The sequence below is a fragment of the Sulfurospirillum sp. E15m genome (assembly GCF_059415145.1).
The window spans coordinates 388,446-408,938 of record NZ_JCAHZS010000001.1 but is presented as its reverse complement, the minus strand read 5'-3'; the positions used below and the strand labels follow the sequence as shown (position 1 = coordinate 408,938).

Below are 20,493 nucleotides of genomic sequence, written 5' to 3'. Positions count from 1 at the left end.
ACTCTCCTAATTAAAATTTGACAGAATCTTATCAAGAGGATCGTTTTATGTCATTGATTGATCTCAATCAAGACTTTTACATGTAAAAAGAAGAATGGCTCCAAGCGATGATGGTATCTGGGTGCATCGGGCGTGCGATGCCATAGCCTTGCGCTAGCTCACATCCGTGTTTTAAAAGCAACTCCGCATGTTCTTGCGTTTCAACGCCTTCGGCGATAACGCTGAGATCAAACGCTTTACTGAGCCCCACAACCGCCTCAACGATGGCAAGGTCATCACGGTCATTAAGAAGATTGAAGATGAAACTTTGGTCTATTTTTAAAATATCAATCGGTAATTTTCTTAGATAACTCAGTGACGAATACCCCGTACCAAAATCATCCAAGGCAAAGCGAACGCCTAACGTTTTACACGCATGCATAATGTGTGAGACATGCGCCATATCTTCTAGTGCGCTGGTTTCTAAAATTTCTAATTCCACAAGGTGTGCTGGAACATCAGGATAGCGAAGTAACATGCTTTGCAAGTAATCTGTAAAGTTTGCATCTTGAAGTTGTCGCGCACCAACGTTAATACTCACCGATAGATACACCCCCTCTTTTATCCACGCACTCATCTGTTGAAAAGCTCGCTCGATGACCCATTCCCCCAGTTTGATGCTTAGTATGTGATCTTCTACAATCGGTAAAAAAGCATGTGGAAGTAAAAATCCTTTTTCAGGATGTCTCCACCGAATCAACGCTTCAACACTCACGAGTTTATGCGTTCTAAGGTTCACTTTAGGCTGATAGTAAAGGACAAATTCATTATTATTAATGGCAGAAAGAATGCTTTCAAGGCTCTCATTTTGCTCTTTTACAGACCTGTCATACTCGACGTCAAAAAAGTGGTAGCGGTTCTTTCCGCTTTGTTTGGATTGGTACATGGCAAGGTCTGCGTGTCTTAAAAGCTGTTCTGCATCCACGCCATCTCTAGGGTAAAGCGTGACACCAATACTGCTGGAAACTTGTATAATAGTGTCATTAATCACAACCGGTTCTGAACTGGCAAGAAGCAATCGTTCCAAGATGGGCGTACACTCCTCTTGGCTTTTAAGATCACTTAAAACAGCGACAAACTCATCGCCCCCGAGCCTTGAGATGGTATCGCCTTGGCGCAGTGCTTCTTCCATGCGTCCTGCAATGATGACTAAAAGCTCATCGCCCACATGGTGTCCGTATTGATCATTAATCACTTTAAACCCATCCAAATCCAAATAAACTACCGCCAACTCTTTTTTTCTGCGCTCCGTTTGCGCCATCGCTTGCCTGAGGCGATCTGCAAATAAAACACGATTGGGAAGAGAGGTGAGCGCATCGTAGTGAGCGATATATTCAAGCTGTTTTTCATGCTCTTTCATCGTTGTGATGTCTGTAAAAAGCGCAACGTAAGACTGTACATTTCCGTTTTCATCATAAATGGCACTGATGCTGGTCATTTGGATATAGACTTGACCCGATTTGTTGCGATTGGAAATTTCGCCATACCAATGCCCTTTCTCAATCAAAGATTGCCACATTTGTTGATAAAACGCCTCTCCTTGCCTACCCGATTTTAGGAAACGCGGATTTTGCCCAATGACCTCTTCATGTGTAAAACCTGTAATGCTCGTAAACGTTTCATTGACATCCACAATCTCACCCGAAGCATTGGTAATCATAATGCCTTCTCTTGCATACGTAAAAACGCTTGCAGCAAGTTTGAGTTTCGCTTCTGACTCTTTACGATCCGTAACATCATGGGACAAGACAATAAAATGTGCTACGGTATGCATCTCTTTTTTCTTGGAAACAGAAAGCTCAAACCAACGTATGTTAGAGTTTAAATTCAATGAAAATTGATACCCAAAAGCATGCCCTTCTCTATTGGCCTCTTGAAGAGCTTCCATAAAGACATCTGCAACAGACTGCGGGTAAATTTCGTACACCTTCTTACCAATAAGACTTTGAGCGGCTAAACCCGTATGCATAGGTGCTCTTCTCACACTAAAATAAATCCCATCAAGGCTCATTTCAAACAATGCATCAGGAATAGCATCAAGAGTACTTTGCAAACTATCTTGTACGGAAAGCAAGTGTCTTTCATTGCGCCTTATGCGCCTATTTTGACGAAATAGCTGTATGCCAACACCTAACACGAACAAAAGAAACCCAACTAAGATGAGCGTAATATGTTTGAAATAACGTGCCCAAAAATCCCCAAGTGTAAATTTAGGTGCTTCTTCGAAAGGCGGTACACGAAGCATTCGCAGTGCATCTTCTACCCCTTTGTAATCAGAGGGAACGGTAAAGCCATAAATCTGAGCGCTCTTAGCCACATCGCTCTGCGAAGGAAGGGCTAAAAGAGCAACGGTTAAAGCGCGTGCGATATGCTCATCAAAGCTTGGCACAACGACCAAAGGCCATTCTGGATAAAGCCTTGTGGAGTGAAGAAACGGGAAATTGGGGTTTTTTTGCTCATTGATAATTTTAATATCCGATACGTTTAGTTTTCCCTCATGCACCATGTCCTCTAAGACATTGGTTCGAACAAATCCTACATCTGCTTCCGAAGACAATACGGCTTGAATGACTTTATCGTGGGGCATTCCTGTTATGATAAGGTGTGTGTCCTTGGGATAAATGTTATGAAGTGCCAATTCATATGCCTGCATCTGATACCCACCTAAGGAATTGGTATTGGTAACCGCGATATGTTTATCTTCCATATCGCGTAGCGTTGAGATAGGTGAGTCTTTGCGCGTAAACATCACCCCTGCAAATTGGGTGAGTATGACATGCTCTTTTTGGGTGATTTGAGTGACAAGTGGTGCGGAGAGTTTAAATTTATGTTTCAAAACAATGTAATGACCGGGGTTGGTTAAAATAATATCGACTTCATGATTGGCAACGGCTTGTGTGAATTCTGGGTAATTGTAAATATGAAGCGCAATAGGTTTCCCTATCGTATTTTGAAGATAAGTTGCAAAAGGCTGCCACTGTTGTATGGCCTGCTCTTTGGGGCGAAATGCTAAGATTCCAAGGCGAAGAGCTTCTTCTGCACTTAAAAATTGACATAAACAAAATAGAACAATGACAAAATACTTTTTCATGATAACTCACTCTTTTATTGACGAATTATCAAAACTTCCAACACACAGTATAGCACTATTCTGTTTAATGATATTTGTAATTCTTTTTTATTATACCAAAATTTAAATTGTCATGCTTTTGTTTCTTTGTCAAATTTTGCCGTAACGTCTTTCAGTGGAGGTGTACTCGGAGATAATGGCTTCTAATTCTCCCATAGAAAACTCAGGCCATAAGGTTTTTGTAAAAAAAAGTTCCGCATATGCAGATTGCCAAAGCAAGAAGTTTGAAAGTCGGTAATCACCGCCTGTTCGAAGCAGAAGGTCCACAGGAGGAATGCCAGCCGTGTCAAGGTTGGATTCTAAAATTTCTTTGGTGATTTCACCTTTTACATGTAAACATTTATTCATCGCGCGAAGAATTTCATCTTGAGCGCCATAATTAATCGCAAGAATTTGCCTGAGCCCCGTACAGTGCTGTGTCGCCTCTTTGGCATAAGCAATCTCTTTTTGAAGAGCGACAGAAAACTTACTCACGTCGCCGATGACATCAAAACAGATATTGTTTTCAAGAAGTGTAGGAATTTCACTGTGCAAATACTTAGAAAGTAGTTTCATTAAAACACTGACTTCAGCCTTAGGACGATTCCAGTTTTCGGTGCTAAAGGCATAAAGCGTGAGGTATTTTATGCCCATTTTGGCGGCATATTTCGTAATTTCGCGCACTTTTTTTGCACCCACTTTATGACCAAAGGAGCGCTCTTTACCTTGACGTTGTGCCCATCTGCCATTCCCATCCATAATAATCGCTAAATGCACTAAATCATTCATTCTTTACTTCTTTTGAGCTTACAATTTATGAGCGCCATTTTATCTTTTTTCTCTTTAGCCCACCTTGACAAATCTTGCCACTTTGACTAAAATTACACCATCGCTACTTTTTAGAATTCTCACAAAGTAGTCTCATTAAAATCGACTCAAGCAACTCTATCTTAGTGGACTTTTTCACATCGAGAGACTCTAGCTTCATGAACGATCAAAATAACAATAAGAAGGTACAATGAGCGGAAACACTCCATCCTCAACGGCACAGCCCTGCGCCACCCCAGCCCCAACTAACGGACAAACAAAACCAAATCATCATACAAAATCACGTACTCACGTCCCCGTTGATGGCTACAAAATCGAAAGTCTTAGAACAACCCCACTCGAAAAACTTTTAGAAATCGCTACGGAACTGGGGATTGAAAATCCAAACGAATTAAAACGTCAAGATTTGATGTTTGAGATTTTAAAATCACAGGTTAATCAAGGCGGATTTATTCTTTTTACGGGCATTTTAGAAATCGCTGGAGAAGGGTATGGCTTTTTACGTGCGATGGATGCAAACTTCTCAGACAGTGCCAATGATGCGTATGTCAGTAGCACACAAGTAAAGAAATTTGCGCTTCGTACGGGTGACATCGTTACAGGACAAGTGCGCCCACCCAAAGATCAAGAGCGTTACTACGCGCTTTTAAAAATCGAAGCGATTAATTACCTTCCTCTTGCAGAGAGTAAAAAAAGACCTCTTTTTGAAAACCTGACGCCTCTTTATCCAACAGAAAAAATCAAACTCGAATACGACCCGATGAAAATCACAGGACGTGTACTTGACCTCTTTACGCCTATCGGAAAAGGTCAGCGTGGTTTGATCGTAGCACCGCCACGTAGTGGTAAAACTGAGCTTATGAAAGAGCTTGCTCACGGCATCGCACGCAATCATCCCGAAGCTGAACTGATCGTTTTACTGGTTGATGAAAGACCTGAAGAGGTAACCGATATGCAACGTTGTGTGCAAGGTGAAGTCTATAGCTCAACGTTTGATATGCCAGCATCAAATCACGTTCGCGTAGCAAACCTTGTGATTGAAAAAGCAAAACGTCGTGTGGAAATGGGCAAAGATGTTATCATTCTTCTAGATTCTATCACCCGTTTAGCACGTGCGTACAACACCGTTACACCTTCAAGCGGTAAAGTACTCAGTGGTGGTGTGGATGCCAATGCTCTTCATAAACCAAAACGTTTCTTTGGTGCAGCACGTAATATCGAAGATGGCGGTAGCCTCACGATTATTTCAACAGCTTTGATTGAAACGGGAAGTAGAATGGATGAAGTTATCTTTGAAGAGTTTAAAGGTACAGGTAACAGTGAAATCGTTCTCGATAGAAATATCTCTGATAGAAGAATCTACCCTGCGGTGAATATCATGAAATCTGGTACAAGAAAAGAAGAACTCCTTCTTACGCCAGATAGACTTCAAAAAGTATGGGCACTTCGAAGTGCTATCAACCAAATGGATGATGTAGAAGCCCTTAAATTCCTTTACGCTAAAATGCTTAAAACAAAGGATAACGAAGAACTCCTGTCCATTATGAATGAATAAAATTTTCTTACAAAGGTAGCGCTGTGTCACAAGTACTTGCCCTAAAATACCGACCTTCTTCTTTCGACAAGCTGATAGGTCAAGAATCCATTACGCAAACACTTTCACTTGCGCTCAACCAAGATAGGCTCTCACACGCCTATCTTTTCTCCGGTCTACGGGGAAGTGGTAAAACTTCAACTGCACGTATCTTTGCAAAAGCGCTTGTGTGTGAACAAGGCCCAACGGCAACACCTTGCGAGACGTGCGATCATTGTCTCAGTGCCAACGAAAACCGCCATATTGACATTATCGAGATGGACGCTGCGTCCAATCGTGGTATTGATGACATTCGCGAGCTCATTGAAAGTACCAAATACAAACCCAGCAGTGCGCGTTTTAAAATCTTCATTATTGACGAAGTTCATATGCTCACAACGCAAGCATTTAACGCACTGTTAAAAACCCTTGAAGAGCCACCACCGTATGTTAAGTTTATTCTTGCAACAACAGACCCATTGAAACTGCCAGCTACGATTTTATCGCGAGCGCAACATTTTCGTTTTAAACAAATTAAAACTGCCGATGTGGTCAATCACCTGTGTCATATTTTAAATCTTGAAAATATCGAGTATGAAAAAGAAGCCCTAGAGATGCTCAGTAGAGCAGGTAACGGCTCTTTGCGTGACACACTGACGCTACTTGACCAAGCGATTATCTATTCTAAAGGTTATATCACACCTCAAAATGTGGCTTCAATGTTAGGGCTGTTAGACCCAACCCAACTTGAAACGATTTTCACCGCCATTTTAAATGGCAATAAAAACGAATTATTGCACCTCATCAAAGAGTTTGAAGCCTATGAGTGTGAAATCGTCATTGACGAACTTATCGCGTATCTGAAAAATGCCTTTTTTGAGCAAGATCGAAGATTTTCAACACTGTTATACGAGCGCTTTTTCAAAATCTTAAGTGAATCCAAAAGCCTTTTGTACATCAACGCTAACAATGGTTTTGTGCTTTCATTGGTCTTCTTTAAAATGGTGGAAGCAACCAATATTAAAACGATTGAAGAGATGATAGACTCACTCGAACATGAAAAATTTCGTCTCCCGACTCCTGCGCAACCGCAACCACAAGAAGAAGAGATTCCAAGCGAAGAAGTTTTACATGTAAAAGACCAAGGCGTAACGACGGCACAGCTTTTTACGCGTCTTTGCGACAAATTGTTAGACCGTAACGTGGAACTCGGCGAATGTTTTAAAACACACATTCGTTTTGTTAGTTTTGACGAAAACACGCTCACGCTCAATTCCAGTGCCGAAGATGAAAATGCAAAAACACTTAACACGCATTATGGAATTATCAAACATTTTGTACAAGAGCTTTTTGGGCTTGAGACCAAAATTAAAATCAATAAAGTCACTCCTGAACCTGAACCTGAGCCTCAACCAACATTAGAGCAACAATTTCACGATGCAGAACTCAGCGCCAATGAAGAGAGTTACTCAATGGTTGAAAACTCCACGTTTGACGAATCTCCGCAAAGCGAGAGTTGCGCAACAGGAGCAATGATGGCACAACAGCGTGAAGTCGATGCTAAAGAGATTTTAAATACGCCTTTTGTGCAACGCGCAACAGAACTGTTTGACCCACAAAAAATTCAAATAAGGCAGAAAGTATAATTATGGATAAAATTCTTATCATCAATACCGGCGGAACATTTAATAAACGCTACAATCCTCTTAAAGGAGAACTTGAAGTTCCCAAAGACGGTATCGCCGTTGAGGCAATTTTGCGTTACTGCTACAATACTCCTTATGAGCTAATCAACATCGTTCACAAAGACAGTCTTGAGATGAATGAAGCAGACCGTGAACTTATCGCAAAAACGATTCAGCAGTCTTCTCATGCAAAAGTACTTATCATTCATGGTACCGATACGATGGATGTAACAGCAACATTTTTAGCATTACATGTAAAAGAAAAAGTCATCACACTCACAGGAGCGATGGTGCCTTTTAGCATTGATGGGATTGAAGCAACGGCTAATTTTATGATGGCATTAGGTCATCTAAGCAATAACGATACAGCAGGCGTTTACATTGCAATGCATGGCATGGTAGCAACGCACAGCAAAATCTACAAAAACAGACAAAAAGGGATTTTCGAGCCTGCTTATTAAACGGCTCGAATCTCTTTGGTTCTTCGAAAGATAAAGTGGCTCATCACAATCACATAATACGGATAAATCACCACTCCTAAAAAAGGGATAAGCGTTAGCGCAAAACAGACAAGCGATATACCTCTTAACTGTCCTGAACACTCTTTTTTTAATCTAAGATACTCTTCTTTTGAATTGAGCATCGAAGAGACATCTAACACCAAGAGTTTATGAAACATATAATAAACAGGAAATAACAGTCCAAAATTGAGTAAAGGAACAAAAGCCAACGGCAAGAGTAAAATAAATAAAATCACCGTAATCAAAATGGTTTTAAGTACAAACCATAAATAACTAATAAGGTCAATCCCTTTGACATGCACGCTAGGATAATAGCGCGTTCCAATCTCTTTGATAAAATAGCCTGCAAACAGCCCCACGATGACCGAATAGACCATCAAAAAAAGATAATAAATCACAATCGCCGATGTTAGAAAAAGCAAAATACCGACAATTGTTTTTGTAATTAAGAAAAGTGAAACAAGGCTAAAAAGCCACGTTTGCTCTAAATTACCTTCAAAGCCTTGAAGCCACTGGGTTATCCAGAGGCTAAGAGCACCGATGCCTCCAAACATTAACCATATAGCGCCAATAAAAAAGGCAATCGTTAGGATAAAAGAGAGCAAAGAGACAAAAAGAACTCTTGGAGAGAGTGTATCTCCAAGAGCCTGTGTGAAGATGTTGGTTTGAAAAGAAGATTGAGGTGCCATCATTTTATTGGATTATTTGGCCATTAACGCTTATGACCCCTTGTTTAAAGGTCACATCGTACACAAAATAATCTCCATCAGCACGACCAAGCTCAAAATCTTGTGGAGCGGTTAATTGCAATGCTTCAAGTGTCGCACGGTCCTCTTTATGGATTTTCACTTTAGACGTTACATCCAATAATCCTATTAAGGCAAGAGGACTTTGTTGGTCGCTAAAATCATTTTTTGCGATTTGCAATGTCGTATTGATAGAGACATCTTTCAGCGCTAGTGTGCCGGAAAGTGCTTTGAGTCCAATGTTAAAATCAAAAACCATTCCGTGTCTTACAAGCGCAACAAAATCATCAATCAACGCTTTTTCACCGCCACTTTCAGGAGCAAGCACCATTGCATTGTAGTCAGCTTGGATTTTTTTAATACTCTCACTTTGCAATCCTTTAAGAGAAAGGTTTGCTAACAATGTATTCAGCTTGACCTCTTCAGCAAGGGCATTGGTAAACGAAAGATTGTTTAAAGCGTAATCTGCTTTTAAGCTCCACTCTTTACGAACATCTTCCGCACTACTGGTCACTTTCATAGCACCCATTGAAAAAGAAACAGCTGAGTACGCATCTTTGGTATCAAACGCATAATGCTCCAAAGAGAGTTCGCCTTTATTGTTCAAATCATCTTGATAATCAAACGTATATAAGAAGTTTTCAAGATTACTCTGAACCGTAAAATCTGCGGCTTTCACTCCTAGATTTTGCTTTTGAATGCCCACGACACCATGAACAATACCCGCACGTTCATTTAAAGTCAATGTATGCCCTTGCGTATCCACATCAATGGTTCCCTCTTCGACATTAATACTCTCTTTAATATCTTTGAGTTTTAATGCTTTGAGTTTTTCATCGCTACTAAAGGTCATATCGACACCAAAAATACCTTTTTCCAGAAGAGGCAATACAACACCTGATGCCTTAGGGTCTTTGGCAATCTCTTCTTGAGTGACTTGTGGTAATTTTGCTAATGTCAATGAGACTTTGGCTTCGCTTGGGAACAGATGAGAGGTAATCATCTCTCCTTTAAACCCAAGACCGTTAAACGCTTCATTGATACCTTCATTGGTTTCGTCTTTAAGACTTTGTGCGAAAAGTTTATATTGAGCATTTTTAGCTACTAATGCATTGAGCATGAAATCACGTGCTTTTTTAGCATCGCTTATTTCAAGTGTAAACGTTCGTTTCCCTGTGAGATAACCGCTTTTACTGATAATCTCTTGTTTAAAGCCATTTTTTTCAAGAAGGCGCTGATTCTCTTCCAGTTTGGAATCAATCTGTTTTGAGATGACTAAAGGTGTAGCAACAATAGCAGCAGCTACGATAGATGCACCAATAAGGTATTTCGCGTTAGCCATAAAGAGCCTTTTAAGATTTATAACCTATGACATAATAGGTATTTTTGTTAGGAACTTTTTCCACCGTAATTTTATATTTTTCCGACCATTTCGCAATCATATCATTGACAGATGCAATCATGTCTTCACCAAGAGCTTCATTTTTGATTTTAAAGTAATCTTTATTGCTAGAAAGTGCCACAAACGAGTGATGTGTTTTAAGCGCATCGTGGAGTGCAATCAAATGTTTTTCAACATTTTCAAAACCAATAGTATTGGCAATAACGCGTGTTAGTTGTGCTTCTACACTAGGGGTGATACTGTATCCAAGTTGTGTTAAAATAGCTTGTTTTTCCATGTCTTTCCTTCTATAAATTGATTCTTTTGGGTCAAAAGACCACCTTTAAACACGTTTAACGCTTTTGTGCGATGAGCACATCTTCGATCATTTTTGAGATATCGCCATCTAAGATAGTATTAACCTGTGAATAGGCGATATTGCTACGATTGTCTTTGACTTGCTGATACGGCGCTAAAACATAACTGCGTATCTGATGTCCCCAGCCAATTTCACTTTTTTCAACACCGTCTTTCTCCGCTTGTTGTTTTTCAAGTTCAAATTCATAGAGGCGAGATTTTAACATCTTCATTGCCGTGGCTCTGTTTTTGTGCTGAGACCTATCGTTTTGGCATTGCACTACAATTCCTGTTGGAATATGTGTAATTCTAATCGCACTATCGGTTTTATTGACGTGCTGTCCACCCGCGCCACCTGAGCGGTACGTATCGACTTTTAAATCACGGTCTTCAATCACGATATCAATGTCATCATCCACTTCGGGAGAGACCATAACCGAGCTAAACGAAGTATGACGTTTGGCATTGGCATCAAACGGGCTGATACGCACAAGCCTATGAATCCCATTTTCGACTTTGAGGTAACCGTACGCATTTTCACCGCGGATGATAAACGTTACATCTTTGAGTCCCGCTTCTTCACCCTCTTGATAGTCCATCACTTCGACTTTAAATCCACAGCGTTCCGCCCATCTAAGATACATACGGTACAAAATGCTTGCCCAATCTTGGCTCTCCGTTCCACCCGCACCTGGGTGAATCGAGATAATGGCATCTTTCGTATCATTCTCACCACTAAGCATCATGGCAATTTCAAGATTGGTAATATGATCTTCTAAATGTTCCGCATCCTTAAACAACTCATCAATCGTTGCTTCATCATTTTCTGCATTGGCCATTTCATAAAGGTCATGGGCATCAAAGACAACATTTTTGGCTTTGGTGTAGCGGTTCAGCAATGAACTAATGGAGGTTTTCTCTTTTTGCAACACAGCGGCCCTCTTCGCATCATTCCAAAATTCTGGGTTTTGCTCTATGGCTTCTATCTCTTGCAATCGTTGCGTAATATCATCAGGTTTGATAATCTGTGCGATATTTTCAACTTTTATCGTTAGTTTTTTGAGAAGTTCTGTATATTCGTAATTATCCAAATATATTCCTTTTGCTATAATACGCTTTCTTGTTTCCTAATGAAGAGCAAACACTTTGAATGTGCACCTTTCATTAAGAAGATATTTTACTCAAAAGTGCCTAAAATGAAAATAGTAAAAACAATTGATGAACTTCAAGCGGCTAGAGCTGAGCTTAGAGGCTCAGTTGGTTTAGTCCCTACCATGGGAGCGTTACACAATGGTCATCTCTCATTAATTCAACAATCTACCGCTGAAAATGACCACACTATTGTCTCTATCTTTGTCAATCCTACCCAATTTTTAGAGGGTGAGGATTTGGATAAATACCCTAAAAAACCCGAAGCCGATATCAAGATTTGTGAATTTGCAGGTGTGGCTATTTTATTTATGCCCTCATCTGAAGTGATGTATGCGTCTATTGAGCCTTCAATTTTAGCACCTTCTTCAAAATCGTATATTTTAGAAGGATTTACAAGACCTGGGCATTTCAATGGTGTCTTACGTGTCGTTTTAAAACTTTTCAATCTTACAAAACCTACACGTGCCTATTTTGGGAAAAAAGATGCCCAACAACTTTATATGATTCAAAATATGGTGCAATCGCTTTTCTTAGATATAAAAATAGTCCCATGCGAAATTGTTCGTGAAGATGACGGTCTTGCGCTTTCCAGTCGCAATGTTTATCTAAATCCCACCGAACGTAAAGAAGCACTCAAGCTGTGCGAATCTCTCAAAGTTGCGACACGTTTAGTTATCAAAGGCGAACGCCATATCCCAAATATTCAAGCTGAAATGTTAAAGGCTTTAGCACCATTACATGTAGAATACGTGGAAATTTTAAATCGTGATTTTGATACAATAACGACACTTGAAATAGGCAACGCTATTATTTTAGTTTGTGCAAAAGTCGGTACAACGCGTCTTATTGATAATCTTTGGGTTTAAATCACCTTTTTCTGCTTCATTGGAAGTAAATTTCAGCGCCCATGCGGCTAACGTAGCTTTTTGGCAATGCCAGAAAGCATAGAATCAAGTTCACAAGAACTTTTTTAAGGATACCATTGAAAAAACTACATCTTGTTTCATTAGGATGCAATAAAAATCTCGTCGATAGCGAAGTGATGTTAGGAAAACTCCAAGCGTACGAATTGTGCGATGACCCCAGTCAGGCTGACGTACTTATCGTCAATACCTGTGGGTTTATCGGACCTGCGAAAGAAGAGAGTTTAAATACTATTTTTTCTTTACACGAAGCACGTAAAAAAAATTCACTCTTAGTCATGGCAGGGTGTTTAACGGAGCGTTACAAAGAAGATTTGACGAAAGAGCTCAAAGAAGTCGATTTGTTTACCGGTGTTGGCGATTACGATAAAATTGATGAAATTATCTCTTTACGCCAAAATCGTTTTAGTCCTGCTACTTATCTTCTTAATGAGGAAGAGCGCATCATTACAGGCTCCAACGCACATGCGTACGTCAAACTCTCAGAAGGCTGCAATCAAGCGTGCAGTTTTTGCGCTATTCCAGGGTTTAAAGGCAAACTTTTTTCACGCACGCTCGAATCTTTGGTTAAAGAGGTTAAAGCACTGGTTGCCAAAGGATTTTTTGATTTTAGTTTTATTTCACAAGACAGCAGTTCTTATTTAAGGGACCAAGGGGAAAAAGAGGGGCTTATCAAGCTCATAGACGCCATTGAAGCTATTGAGGGTGTCAAAAGTGCGCGCATCTTATACCTTTATCCTACCACCACGTCTAATGCACTCATTGAGCGCATTATCGCTTCGCCTTTGTTTCATAACTATTTTGACATGCCGATTCAACATATCAGCGACAGTATGCTCAAACGCATGAAACGAGGCGCGGGACGTGAGCGTATTATTGAACAACTCACGCTCATGCGCCAAGCACCCAACAGTTTTATTCGCACCAGCTTTATCGTGGGACATCCAGGAGAAAGTGAAGCGGAGTTTGAAGAGCTCTTGAGCTTCATGCAGACATTTGAGTTTGATCGTGTCAATATATTTGCCTATTCGGATGAAGAAGACACTTCCGCATACGAAATGGAAGATAAAATTGATGTTAAAACGATTAATAAACGTATCAAAAAACTGGATAAATTAGTATCGAAACAGACTATTAAAAGCCTTGAACGCGAAGTAGGTAAAGAGATGAGTATTCTCATTGAAGGTGAAAGCAGTGAACATGAATTTTTCATGGGAGCAAGAGAACTGCTTTGGGCGCCAACGATTGATGGCGAAATCTTAGTCAATGATTCTGATATTGGGGCTATTGCCATTGGGAAGTGCTACAAAGCCACCATCAGTGAACGTGCTGGAGATAAGCTCATTGCAACCATTACTTCCGTTGCATGAAGCAACACTTAACACGCTTTCTCATCAAAAAAATCTTTTAGCATTTTCAGGCGGTGGAGATTCCACTGCCCTCTTCTTTTTACTTCTAGAACAGAACATTACGTTTGATGTTGCGTTTGTTAATTATAAAACAAGAGAGCAAAGCGATGAAGAAGAAGCTTATGCTAAAGAGCTCTGTCAGCGCTACCATAAACACTATTTTATTTTTACATGTAAATTAGAAGCTTCCAATTTTGAACACCATGCACGTACAAAACGATATGCTTTTTTTGAAACGCTGATTGAGATTTACCACTATACCAATCTTTTATGTGCGCACCATTTAGGAGACCGCTTAGAGTGGTTTTTAATGCAGCTCAGCCGTGGTGCAGGATTGATAGAGATGCTAGGCATGCAAGAGATGGAAAAAAGAGAGCACTACACACTTATCAGGCCACTTTTACATGTAACAAAATCATCGCTTCTTGATTTTTTACAAGCGCACAATCATCGCTACTTTAATGATGAAAGTAATGCAAGCATGGAACACTTACGCAACCATTTTCGCCATCATTTTGCTACGCCATTATTAGAGCAGTATGAAAACGGTATCGCTCAAAGTTTTGTGTATCTGCAAGAAGATGTCAAACGCTTGCTACCTCAAACCTCTTACAAACGTATCAAAGACCTTTTTATCCTTCAAAGAGAAACCGATGACCTTTTGAATATTCGTCAAATTGATAAAATTTTAAAGCTCCTAGGAAAACTTCTTTCCAAAGATGAACGTCAAGAAATTTTACGTACCAAAGAGTGTGTCATAGCAGGAAAGATTGCTGTTTGTTTTCAAGAAGAAACTATTTTTATCGCTCCTTATGTAAAAGAAGCGATGCCAAAAGTATTTAAAGAAGCATGCCGTAAAGCTAAAATTCCTTCGAAGATTCGCCCTTACCTTTTTTCTTCACAGTTGGAACCTCACGCGTTGCGTTAAGATCATACACTTTAATTTTAAAGGTGGATGAGATATTTTGAGCATTGGATTCAAGATGGATAGGAAAGTCTGCTTGAACAATATTGCTGTATTGATTCAACCCTTCTAAAAAGTTATAGAAGTTCTTAGGGGTTTTTAGTGTGGATGTCACATTGAGCTCATATTCGACAAACTCTTTTTTATAATCTGATTTTGTAACCTCAACCAATGAAACTTGTGTAAAAAATTTAGCCGCATAACGAATGAACTCCTCTTGCGTAAAAGGGTGTTTAAACGCTCCGATAATATGCACATTCTCGGCTTTGAGTTTTGAGAGTTCTGATTCACGCTCTAAAAAAAGATTTTCAACGCGCGTTTTATGCACCAATACACGCTTATGCTCTGCTTGTAAAACACGATGGTCTTTGACATTGGGAATGATGAGTAAAAAAACAAAGGCAAAAGTAATAATGATAAACGTCATTAAAAAAAGCAACAGCTTCATTAAATCAATTTTTTCTAAGCTGCGATCAAAACTACTCACCAAGTCCATCCTCGCTAAGAATTTTGTTCACACTCACAAAATTGTACCATCCCTCTTTTGTCAAATAAAACGTTGTATTACTGGTATGAAAAATAGATTTCAGAGGCGCTGCTAATAAAAAATTAAAGGTATCTTGGGTGGGGGTTACACCGTATAAAATGAGTGAATTACGCTCCATTTGTACTTTTTTTAACGTTATTTGATCAGGTACTAAATCAAAAAGATTTTTCATACTCTCTTTGAGCAATGTGTTGTTGGAAAAAATCTCCTCAGAAAGTGCTTTTTGGCGTAAAATTAATCCGATAGATTCATCATCTTCATCGATTTTAGTCTCTAGCATCTGACGTTCTTGGGTCAATTCAACGATACCCGTTTTAAAGGACCGTACTTCATACACGATATAAAAATTGAAAATGAGCATAAATGCAGACATAAGGGCAATAAAGATAACCCACATCTTGCTAAAGAGTGATAAAAAAGGCTTTGGACGAGGGGCTATAAAGCTGTATCTCATTTAAAAACCTCTTGCATTGCAATATCGCACATACGATCACACACATCAACTTTATGGATTTCAACATCCATCATCAATTCATCTTCAAGCTGATGAATCAAATCCGAACTGATTTCATACCCATCGAAAATAATAATCTCTTCAATGAATTCACTAACATACAAAGGATTATGATAATACTCTTCTAAAGACGATTTAAGATACTTATAGACCATCAAATCACGGCCATAAAGCTCTAAACTCATATCTTCTTCTTTGACATCACTCATGCCTTTAAAATGGCCAATAGTTCTATCATCAATGTCTGAAAAAGAGTCTGCTGAACGCAGGTCATCAATATCTTCTAAATCCGTTAATTCGCCTAGTTCATTCAGGTCATCTAAATTGTCATTATCATCTTGGGCAAGTTCTGGCATCTCACTTTCAGAAACAATCTCTTCTTCTTTTTGCTCATTTTCCCAATCATCCACATTTGCGTTATGGGTAAACGAAGATTCATTTTGTGTTTTAAAAAAGGCGCCAAAAAGTAACTGTTTTTCTTTAAAAACAGCAATAATAAAGAAATTTTGGCAATTAAGCATATAACAGGTAGGTTTGCTTTTGAGTTTTTGAGAAACGATAAAATCGCTGAGAATGATGAAAGGCGAGTAGATAAGGTCCACACCGACTTCTGAAAAGAGGTTTTTAACCCATTTGATTTCAATGTAAGATGCATATGCACTCCATTGATTCGAAATTGCGACATGATGGACATTATGCATATCAACACTGTATTTGCTAAAACTGTTGTTTCCTACGCCTTCAATAGCACCTTGTCCCATTGAATCAAGTAAAAAAGCGATATAGACAAACTGGTATTCATCTTGGAGAGACATTAAATAATTTTCAATACTTTTATCGAGAGCTTCAACAGGGAGACTTAAAGGAAAAACTTTGGTAAATGTTTTTTGAAGAGCGCCGTCTTTTAAGACTTTGCAACGAAGCAGACACTCCGCTTCATTAAACATAATAGCAACAAAAAGGTTCTGAAATTTTTTCTGAAGAACTGTTTTAATGCTCATGCCATAGACTCTTTGTTCACGTCGCTACTCTTATGTAAATTTAGGATATATATTAGACTAATCTTGCTTAAGTTTTCTAGAATACGAAGCAAAAGCAGTACCATTTTGCTGTTTTTAGGCTAAATCGCGTGTTCTTGAAGCTGTTTTTGTATCAGTGTTTTGGCTTCTTCCATACTCAAACCATCTACATAAAAAGGTTCTCCAAAATAGAACTCTAACGTACAAAAAGGTTTAGGGAGACAAAAGGCATCCCAACTCTTCATACGCCAAAAAGATGAGGCTTTGCAATTCATTGTGATAATAGGGATATGGCGCATTTGCGCCAAATTGACAATGCCATCGGCAACACTGTGCCTAGGACCACGTGGTCCATCAGGTGTTAGCGCAATATCACGTCCCGCTTTTAAAGATTTTAATGCGCTACGAAGGACACTGCTTCCACCTTTGGATGTGCTGCCTCGCACTGTACTTCCGCCAAATATTTTGATGAGTCTGGCTATCATTTCACCATCAGAATGGCGACTAATCATTGCGTCGACATTCTTTCGATGCGCATAGTGCCAATAGGCAAAAGGCATCATTAAAAGCTCACCGTGCCACATCGCATAGAGGCTTGGTGTTGAAGAGCCGTTGGTGGTAATGTGGAACTTTTTTTTACATGTAAAGTATAGAAGTTTGAGAAAAACAAAAACGAGTGGAGGCAAAATCCAGACGAGGATTTTGCGTCGGTTTTTTTTAGAGAACAATTTCGCCATATAACGAAAGACGTTTTGGATTAGTGATTTTAATATCAACATTCTGACCCAACAAACTCTCATCACCTTTAATCTGCACCAGCGCATTGTTATCGCTTCTGCCTGCTAAAAAACCGCTATTACGAAGTTCGTCGATATAAACGGTATAGACTTTATCGCGTTTACTTTCCGCAATTTCATCTAAGATTTCGTCTTGAATCAATTGTAGTTGCTCAAGCCTTCTAGCAGCAACTTCAGAATCTACTTGATTGGTAAACTCTGCCGCTTTGGTCAAAGGTCTAGGGGAATATTTAAATGCAAAAATTTGCTCAAATTTGACTTGCCTTACGACATCTAACGTATCTTCAAAATCGGCATCGCTTTCACCAGGAAATCCGACGATAATATCTGTGCTAATCGATACATCAGGAATCATCGCTCTTAGTTTTAAAGCCCTGTTTAAAAACCACTCTTTGCTATAACCTCGACGCATTTGCTCTAAAATATGTGTTGAGCCGCTTTGCAATGGCATGTGCATGGACTTACACACTTTTGGATTATTGGCAAATGTTTCTAAAAATTTATCATCCATATGAAGCGGGTGAGGTGACGTAAAACGAATGCGTTGTACTTCGGGAATCTCACTTATTTGATTTAAAAGGTCAGAAAAATCCATGGAATATTTTACGGAAGCACTAAAACGCTTGCCATAGTTATTGACATTTTGCCCCAATAAAAAAATCTCTTTGGCTCCACTAAGAGCAGCTTTTCGTGCTTCATTGATAATCAACTCAGCAGGAATAGATATCTCTTCGCCACGTGTATGCGGTACAATGCAATACGTACATTTTTTATCGCATCCGATGGAAATATTAACGTACGCTTTATAAAGACTATTTCGGTACTCGCCAAAAGCATAAGCACTTTCGTCATAATCTGTATCGACACTTAAAAATTTTTCGGTATTAACAGCGGTAGAAATTTTTGAAACATTACGTGCGCCAATTACAAAACTGACATAAGGGGCACGTTTAAATATCTCTTTTCCTAAATGGCTTGCTGTACATCCGCACACGCCAATTTTTGCGCCATCTTTTTTTTGAAGGTTGTATTTTCCAATTTCTGAAAAAAGTTTACTAACGGGTTTTTCACGTACACTACACGTATTGACCAAAATAAGATCAGCGTCTTGGACGTTATTGGTTAAAACATAATTTTCTTTATCCCCTAGTTCTGCGATAATGTGCTCCGAGTCTCGCACATTCATCGCACAACCTAAGGTCTCTATATAAAGCTTTTTTTCCTCTTTTATACCCAAAATAAAGCCTTAAAGAATATGTACTTCGTACATGTAATCGCTCTCTCCTAGACCATAACGAATATCGCGCAGGTAAACACTAAAACCTTTTTCTTCGAAATGCTCTACTAAAGCGACCAAGTCTTTATGAGAATTTTCTTTGTCAAAGTAAAAAATTTTCTGTCCATCTTTTTCAATAATCTCAGTTACTTTATCCAATGTAATTGTCTTTGGTTTTCCATTAATTTCATTTCTGGCTAATTTAATTTCCATTGTAAACCTCTTTTCTGTCGAAAAAATTATCGTTATGTGCCCAACATGCACAAAGATATATCGCGAAGTATACTTTATTTTCGATAAATTCCTCATTAAAACCACACAATTGCATCTTTATAAAGAAAAATAAAAGAAGATTTTGGCTATAATCCTCTTTCCTCATCTCGCAATCGTTTAAATTTCCATGATTTGTATTTGATATTTTCATCATTGCGACACCTATCTAAATTGAGATAAAATACGTTAAATTTTTTAAGGACACCTATGGAAAGAATTGTAGACATTATAGAATCCATTGCCCATGAAAAGGGGTTAGATATCAATGAAGTGCGTAACACCGTCACTTTAGCGCTCGTAAAAACAGCTAAAAAAATCTATGGATCAGAGTATGAATACGATGCTGAAATCGACCCTGCAACTAAAACACTAAAACTCTATCAAAAAGTTATTGTCGTTACACCTGATGATATAAGGCTTCAAGAAGGAAACGAAAATTTTATTGCTGTTAAAGAAGCCAAAGAGATTGACCCTGATGTAGAAATCGGCGATGAGCTGACTTATGAATTGCCACTGGATAATTTGGGAAGAACAGCCGCTGCAACTCTTCAAAAAGAGCTAGAGTATCATATTCAACGCCTTCTAGAAAACAATATTTTTGAAAAATACCAAAAACTTATTGGTAAAACAGTTTTTGGAACGGTTGTTCGTATCGACAATGATGAAACGACGTATATAGAAATTGATGAAATCAGAGCTGTTTTACCACGTAAAAACCGCATTAAAGGTGAAAAATTTAAAGTCGGCAACGTGGTTAAAAGTGTGATTCGTAAAGTGATGATTGATAAAACGCAAGGAATGTATGTTGAACTCTCACGTACCAGTCCAAAATTTTTAGAATCTCTTTTAGAACTTGAAGTCCCTGAAATCAAAGATGGCATGATCAAAATTGTCGGAAGCGCTAGAATTCCTGGTGAGCGAGCAAAAATTGCCCTGAGTTCATTGCATCCTAATATCGACGCCGTTGGCGCTACCGTTGGTACCAAAGGTGTACGTATTAATGCCGTGAGCAAAGAGTTACACAATGAAAATATCGACTGTATTGAATACTCTAATGTCCCTGAAATTTTCATCGCACGTGCTTTAGCTCCCGCGATTATTTCCAATGTTAAACTTCAAAACGGTAAAGCCATCGTCACGCTACCAAGTGATCAAAAATCAAAAGCAATTGGTAAAAATGGTATTAACATTCGTTTAACCTCAATGCTGTGTGGTGTTGAGATTGAGCTTCATGAATCAGGAGCTGCTACGGCAAATACAACCGCTACTAACGAAGCACAAGTTAAAGAAGAGATTGAACGCAATCCAAATGCGTTAAAAAACCTTTTTGGCGGACTATAAAACCTTTTTACATGTAAAGCTTCCGCTTTACATGTAAAT

19 protein-coding genes are annotated in these 20,493 nt (G+C 39.0%); 7 read left to right on the top strand and 12 right to left on the bottom strand.

Annotation, left to right across the window (positions count from 1 at the left end):
* Nucleotides 1-76: 76 nt before the first annotated feature.
* Both AC5SLP_RS02075 and uppS read right to left on the bottom strand, forming a co-directional pair.
* Nucleotides 77-3,130, bottom strand: a complete 3,054-nt coding sequence (locus AC5SLP_RS02075; protein ID WP_495253473.1) for an EAL domain-containing protein — start codon at nucleotides 3,128-3,130, stop codon at nucleotides 77-79.
* A gap of 129 nt (nucleotides 3,131-3,259) precedes the next feature.
* The gene (gene uppS / locus AC5SLP_RS02070) at nucleotides 3,260-3,937 is read right to left on the bottom strand and encodes a polyprenyl diphosphate synthase (RefSeq protein ID WP_495253472.1); all 678 of its coding nucleotides are present in this window, start codon (nucleotides 3,935-3,937) and stop codon (nucleotides 3,260-3,262) included.
* Between the two features lie 229 nt (nucleotides 3,938-4,166).
* On the opposite strand from uppS, the gene rho reads away from it, so the two are divergent.
* Genes rho through AC5SLP_RS02055 form a run of 3 tightly spaced genes read left to right on the top strand, consistent with a single transcriptional unit; the run spans nucleotide 4,167 to nucleotide 7,695 of the window.
* Nucleotides 4,167-5,531, top strand: coding sequence for a transcription termination factor Rho (rho, locus tag AC5SLP_RS02065; RefSeq protein WP_495253471.1), 1,365 nt, complete (start codon nucleotides 4,167-4,169; stop codon nucleotides 5,529-5,531).
* Nucleotides 5,532-5,554: 23 nt separating this feature from the next.
* Nucleotides 5,555-7,195: a DNA polymerase III subunit gamma/tau gene (locus AC5SLP_RS02060; RefSeq protein WP_495253470.1), complete on the top strand. Its 1,641-nt coding sequence runs from the start codon at nucleotides 5,555-5,557 to the stop codon at nucleotides 7,193-7,195.
* 2 nt (nucleotides 7,196-7,197) lie between these two features.
* Nucleotides 7,198-7,695 (top strand): asparaginase domain-containing protein, encoded by a 498-nt coding sequence (locus tag AC5SLP_RS02055; RefSeq protein WP_495253469.1) that lies wholly within the window; start codon nucleotides 7,198-7,200, stop codon nucleotides 7,693-7,695.
* Here AC5SLP_RS02055 and AC5SLP_RS02050 read toward each other — a convergent pair.
* Genes AC5SLP_RS02050 through prfB form a run of 4 tightly spaced genes read right to left on the bottom strand, consistent with a single transcriptional unit; the run spans nucleotide 7,692 to nucleotide 11,330 of the window.
* A complete protein-coding gene (locus AC5SLP_RS02050; RefSeq protein ID WP_495253468.1) occupies nucleotides 7,692-8,447 on the bottom strand; it encodes an EI24 domain-containing protein in 756 nt (251 codons plus the stop codon). The genes AC5SLP_RS02055 and AC5SLP_RS02050 overlap by 4 nt on opposite strands.
* 1 nt (nucleotide 8,448) lies before the next feature.
* Nucleotides 8,449-9,843 (bottom strand): YdgA family protein, encoded by a 1,395-nt coding sequence (locus AC5SLP_RS02045; protein ID WP_495253467.1) that lies wholly within the window; start codon nucleotides 9,841-9,843, stop codon nucleotides 8,449-8,451.
* Nucleotides 9,844-9,853: 10 nt separating this feature from the next.
* Entirely contained in the window at nucleotides 9,854-10,180 is a 327-nt protein-coding gene (locus AC5SLP_RS02040; RefSeq protein WP_495253466.1) for a hypothetical protein, read from the bottom strand.
* Between the two features lie 55 nt (nucleotides 10,181-10,235).
* A complete protein-coding gene (prfB, locus tag AC5SLP_RS02035; RefSeq protein WP_495253465.1) occupies nucleotides 10,236-11,330 on the bottom strand; it encodes a peptide chain release factor 2 in 1,095 nt (364 codons plus the stop codon).
* 105 nt (nucleotides 11,331-11,435) lie between these two features.
* On the opposite strand from prfB, the gene panC reads away from it, so the two are divergent.
* The 3 genes from panC to tilS all read left to right on the top strand — a co-directional run bounded on the left by panC (nucleotide 11,436) and on the right by tilS (nucleotide 14,651).
* The gene (gene panC / locus AC5SLP_RS02030; RefSeq protein ID WP_495253464.1) at nucleotides 11,436-12,257 is read left to right on the top strand and encodes a pantoate--beta-alanine ligase; all 822 of its coding nucleotides are present in this window, start codon (nucleotides 11,436-11,438) and stop codon (nucleotides 12,255-12,257) included.
* A gap of 116 nt (nucleotides 12,258-12,373) precedes the next feature.
* Nucleotides 12,374-13,684 (top strand): 30S ribosomal protein S12 methylthiotransferase RimO, encoded by a 1,311-nt coding sequence (rimO, locus tag AC5SLP_RS02025; RefSeq protein ID WP_495253463.1) that lies wholly within the window; start codon nucleotides 12,374-12,376, stop codon nucleotides 13,682-13,684.
* On the top strand, nucleotides 13,659-14,651 hold the full coding sequence (gene tilS / locus AC5SLP_RS02020; RefSeq protein WP_495253462.1) for a tRNA lysidine(34) synthetase TilS: 993 nt from the start codon (nucleotides 13,659-13,661) through the stop codon (nucleotides 14,649-14,651). The genes rimO and tilS overlap by 26 nt, the downstream gene beginning before the upstream one ends.
* On the opposite strand, the gene AC5SLP_RS02015 is transcribed toward tilS, so the two are convergent.
* The 6 genes from AC5SLP_RS02015 to AC5SLP_RS01990 all read right to left on the bottom strand — a co-directional run bounded on the left by AC5SLP_RS02015 (nucleotide 14,584) and on the right by AC5SLP_RS01990 (nucleotide 19,053).
* Nucleotides 14,584-15,174, bottom strand: coding sequence for a hypothetical protein (locus AC5SLP_RS02015; RefSeq protein WP_495253461.1), 591 nt, complete (start codon nucleotides 15,172-15,174; stop codon nucleotides 14,584-14,586). The genes tilS and AC5SLP_RS02015 overlap by 68 nt on opposite strands.
* Complete coding sequence (locus AC5SLP_RS02010; protein WP_495253460.1) at nucleotides 15,167-15,688, bottom strand: hypothetical protein; 522 nt, start codon at nucleotides 15,686-15,688, stop codon at nucleotides 15,167-15,169. The genes AC5SLP_RS02015 and AC5SLP_RS02010 overlap by 8 nt, the downstream gene beginning before the upstream one ends.
* Entirely contained in the window at nucleotides 15,685-16,749 is a 1,065-nt protein-coding gene (locus AC5SLP_RS02005) for a DUF8341 domain-containing protein (RefSeq protein WP_495253459.1), read from the bottom strand. The genes AC5SLP_RS02010 and AC5SLP_RS02005 overlap by 4 nt, the downstream gene beginning before the upstream one ends.
* Nucleotides 16,750-16,868: 119 nt before the next feature.
* On the bottom strand, nucleotides 16,869-17,504 hold the full coding sequence (locus AC5SLP_RS02000; protein WP_495253458.1) for a lysophospholipid acyltransferase family protein: 636 nt from the start codon (nucleotides 17,502-17,504) through the stop codon (nucleotides 16,869-16,871).
* Complete coding sequence (gene miaB / locus AC5SLP_RS01995; RefSeq protein WP_495253866.1) at nucleotides 17,485-18,795, bottom strand: tRNA (N6-isopentenyl adenosine(37)-C2)-methylthiotransferase MiaB; 1,311 nt, start codon at nucleotides 18,793-18,795, stop codon at nucleotides 17,485-17,487. The genes AC5SLP_RS02000 and miaB overlap by 20 nt, the downstream gene beginning before the upstream one ends.
* Before the next feature lie 15 nt (nucleotides 18,796-18,810).
* A complete protein-coding gene (locus AC5SLP_RS01990) occupies nucleotides 18,811-19,053 on the bottom strand; it encodes an HP0268 family nuclease (RefSeq protein ID WP_495253457.1) in 243 nt (80 codons plus the stop codon).
* Nucleotides 19,054-19,320: 267 nt separating this feature from the next.
* Here AC5SLP_RS01990 and nusA point away from each other — a divergent pair, with 267 nt between their 5' ends.
* Nucleotides 19,321-20,454 (top strand): transcription termination factor NusA, encoded by a 1,134-nt coding sequence (gene nusA / locus AC5SLP_RS01985; RefSeq protein WP_495253456.1) that lies wholly within the window; start codon nucleotides 19,321-19,323, stop codon nucleotides 20,452-20,454.
* Nucleotides 20,455-20,493: the final 39 nt, after the last annotated feature.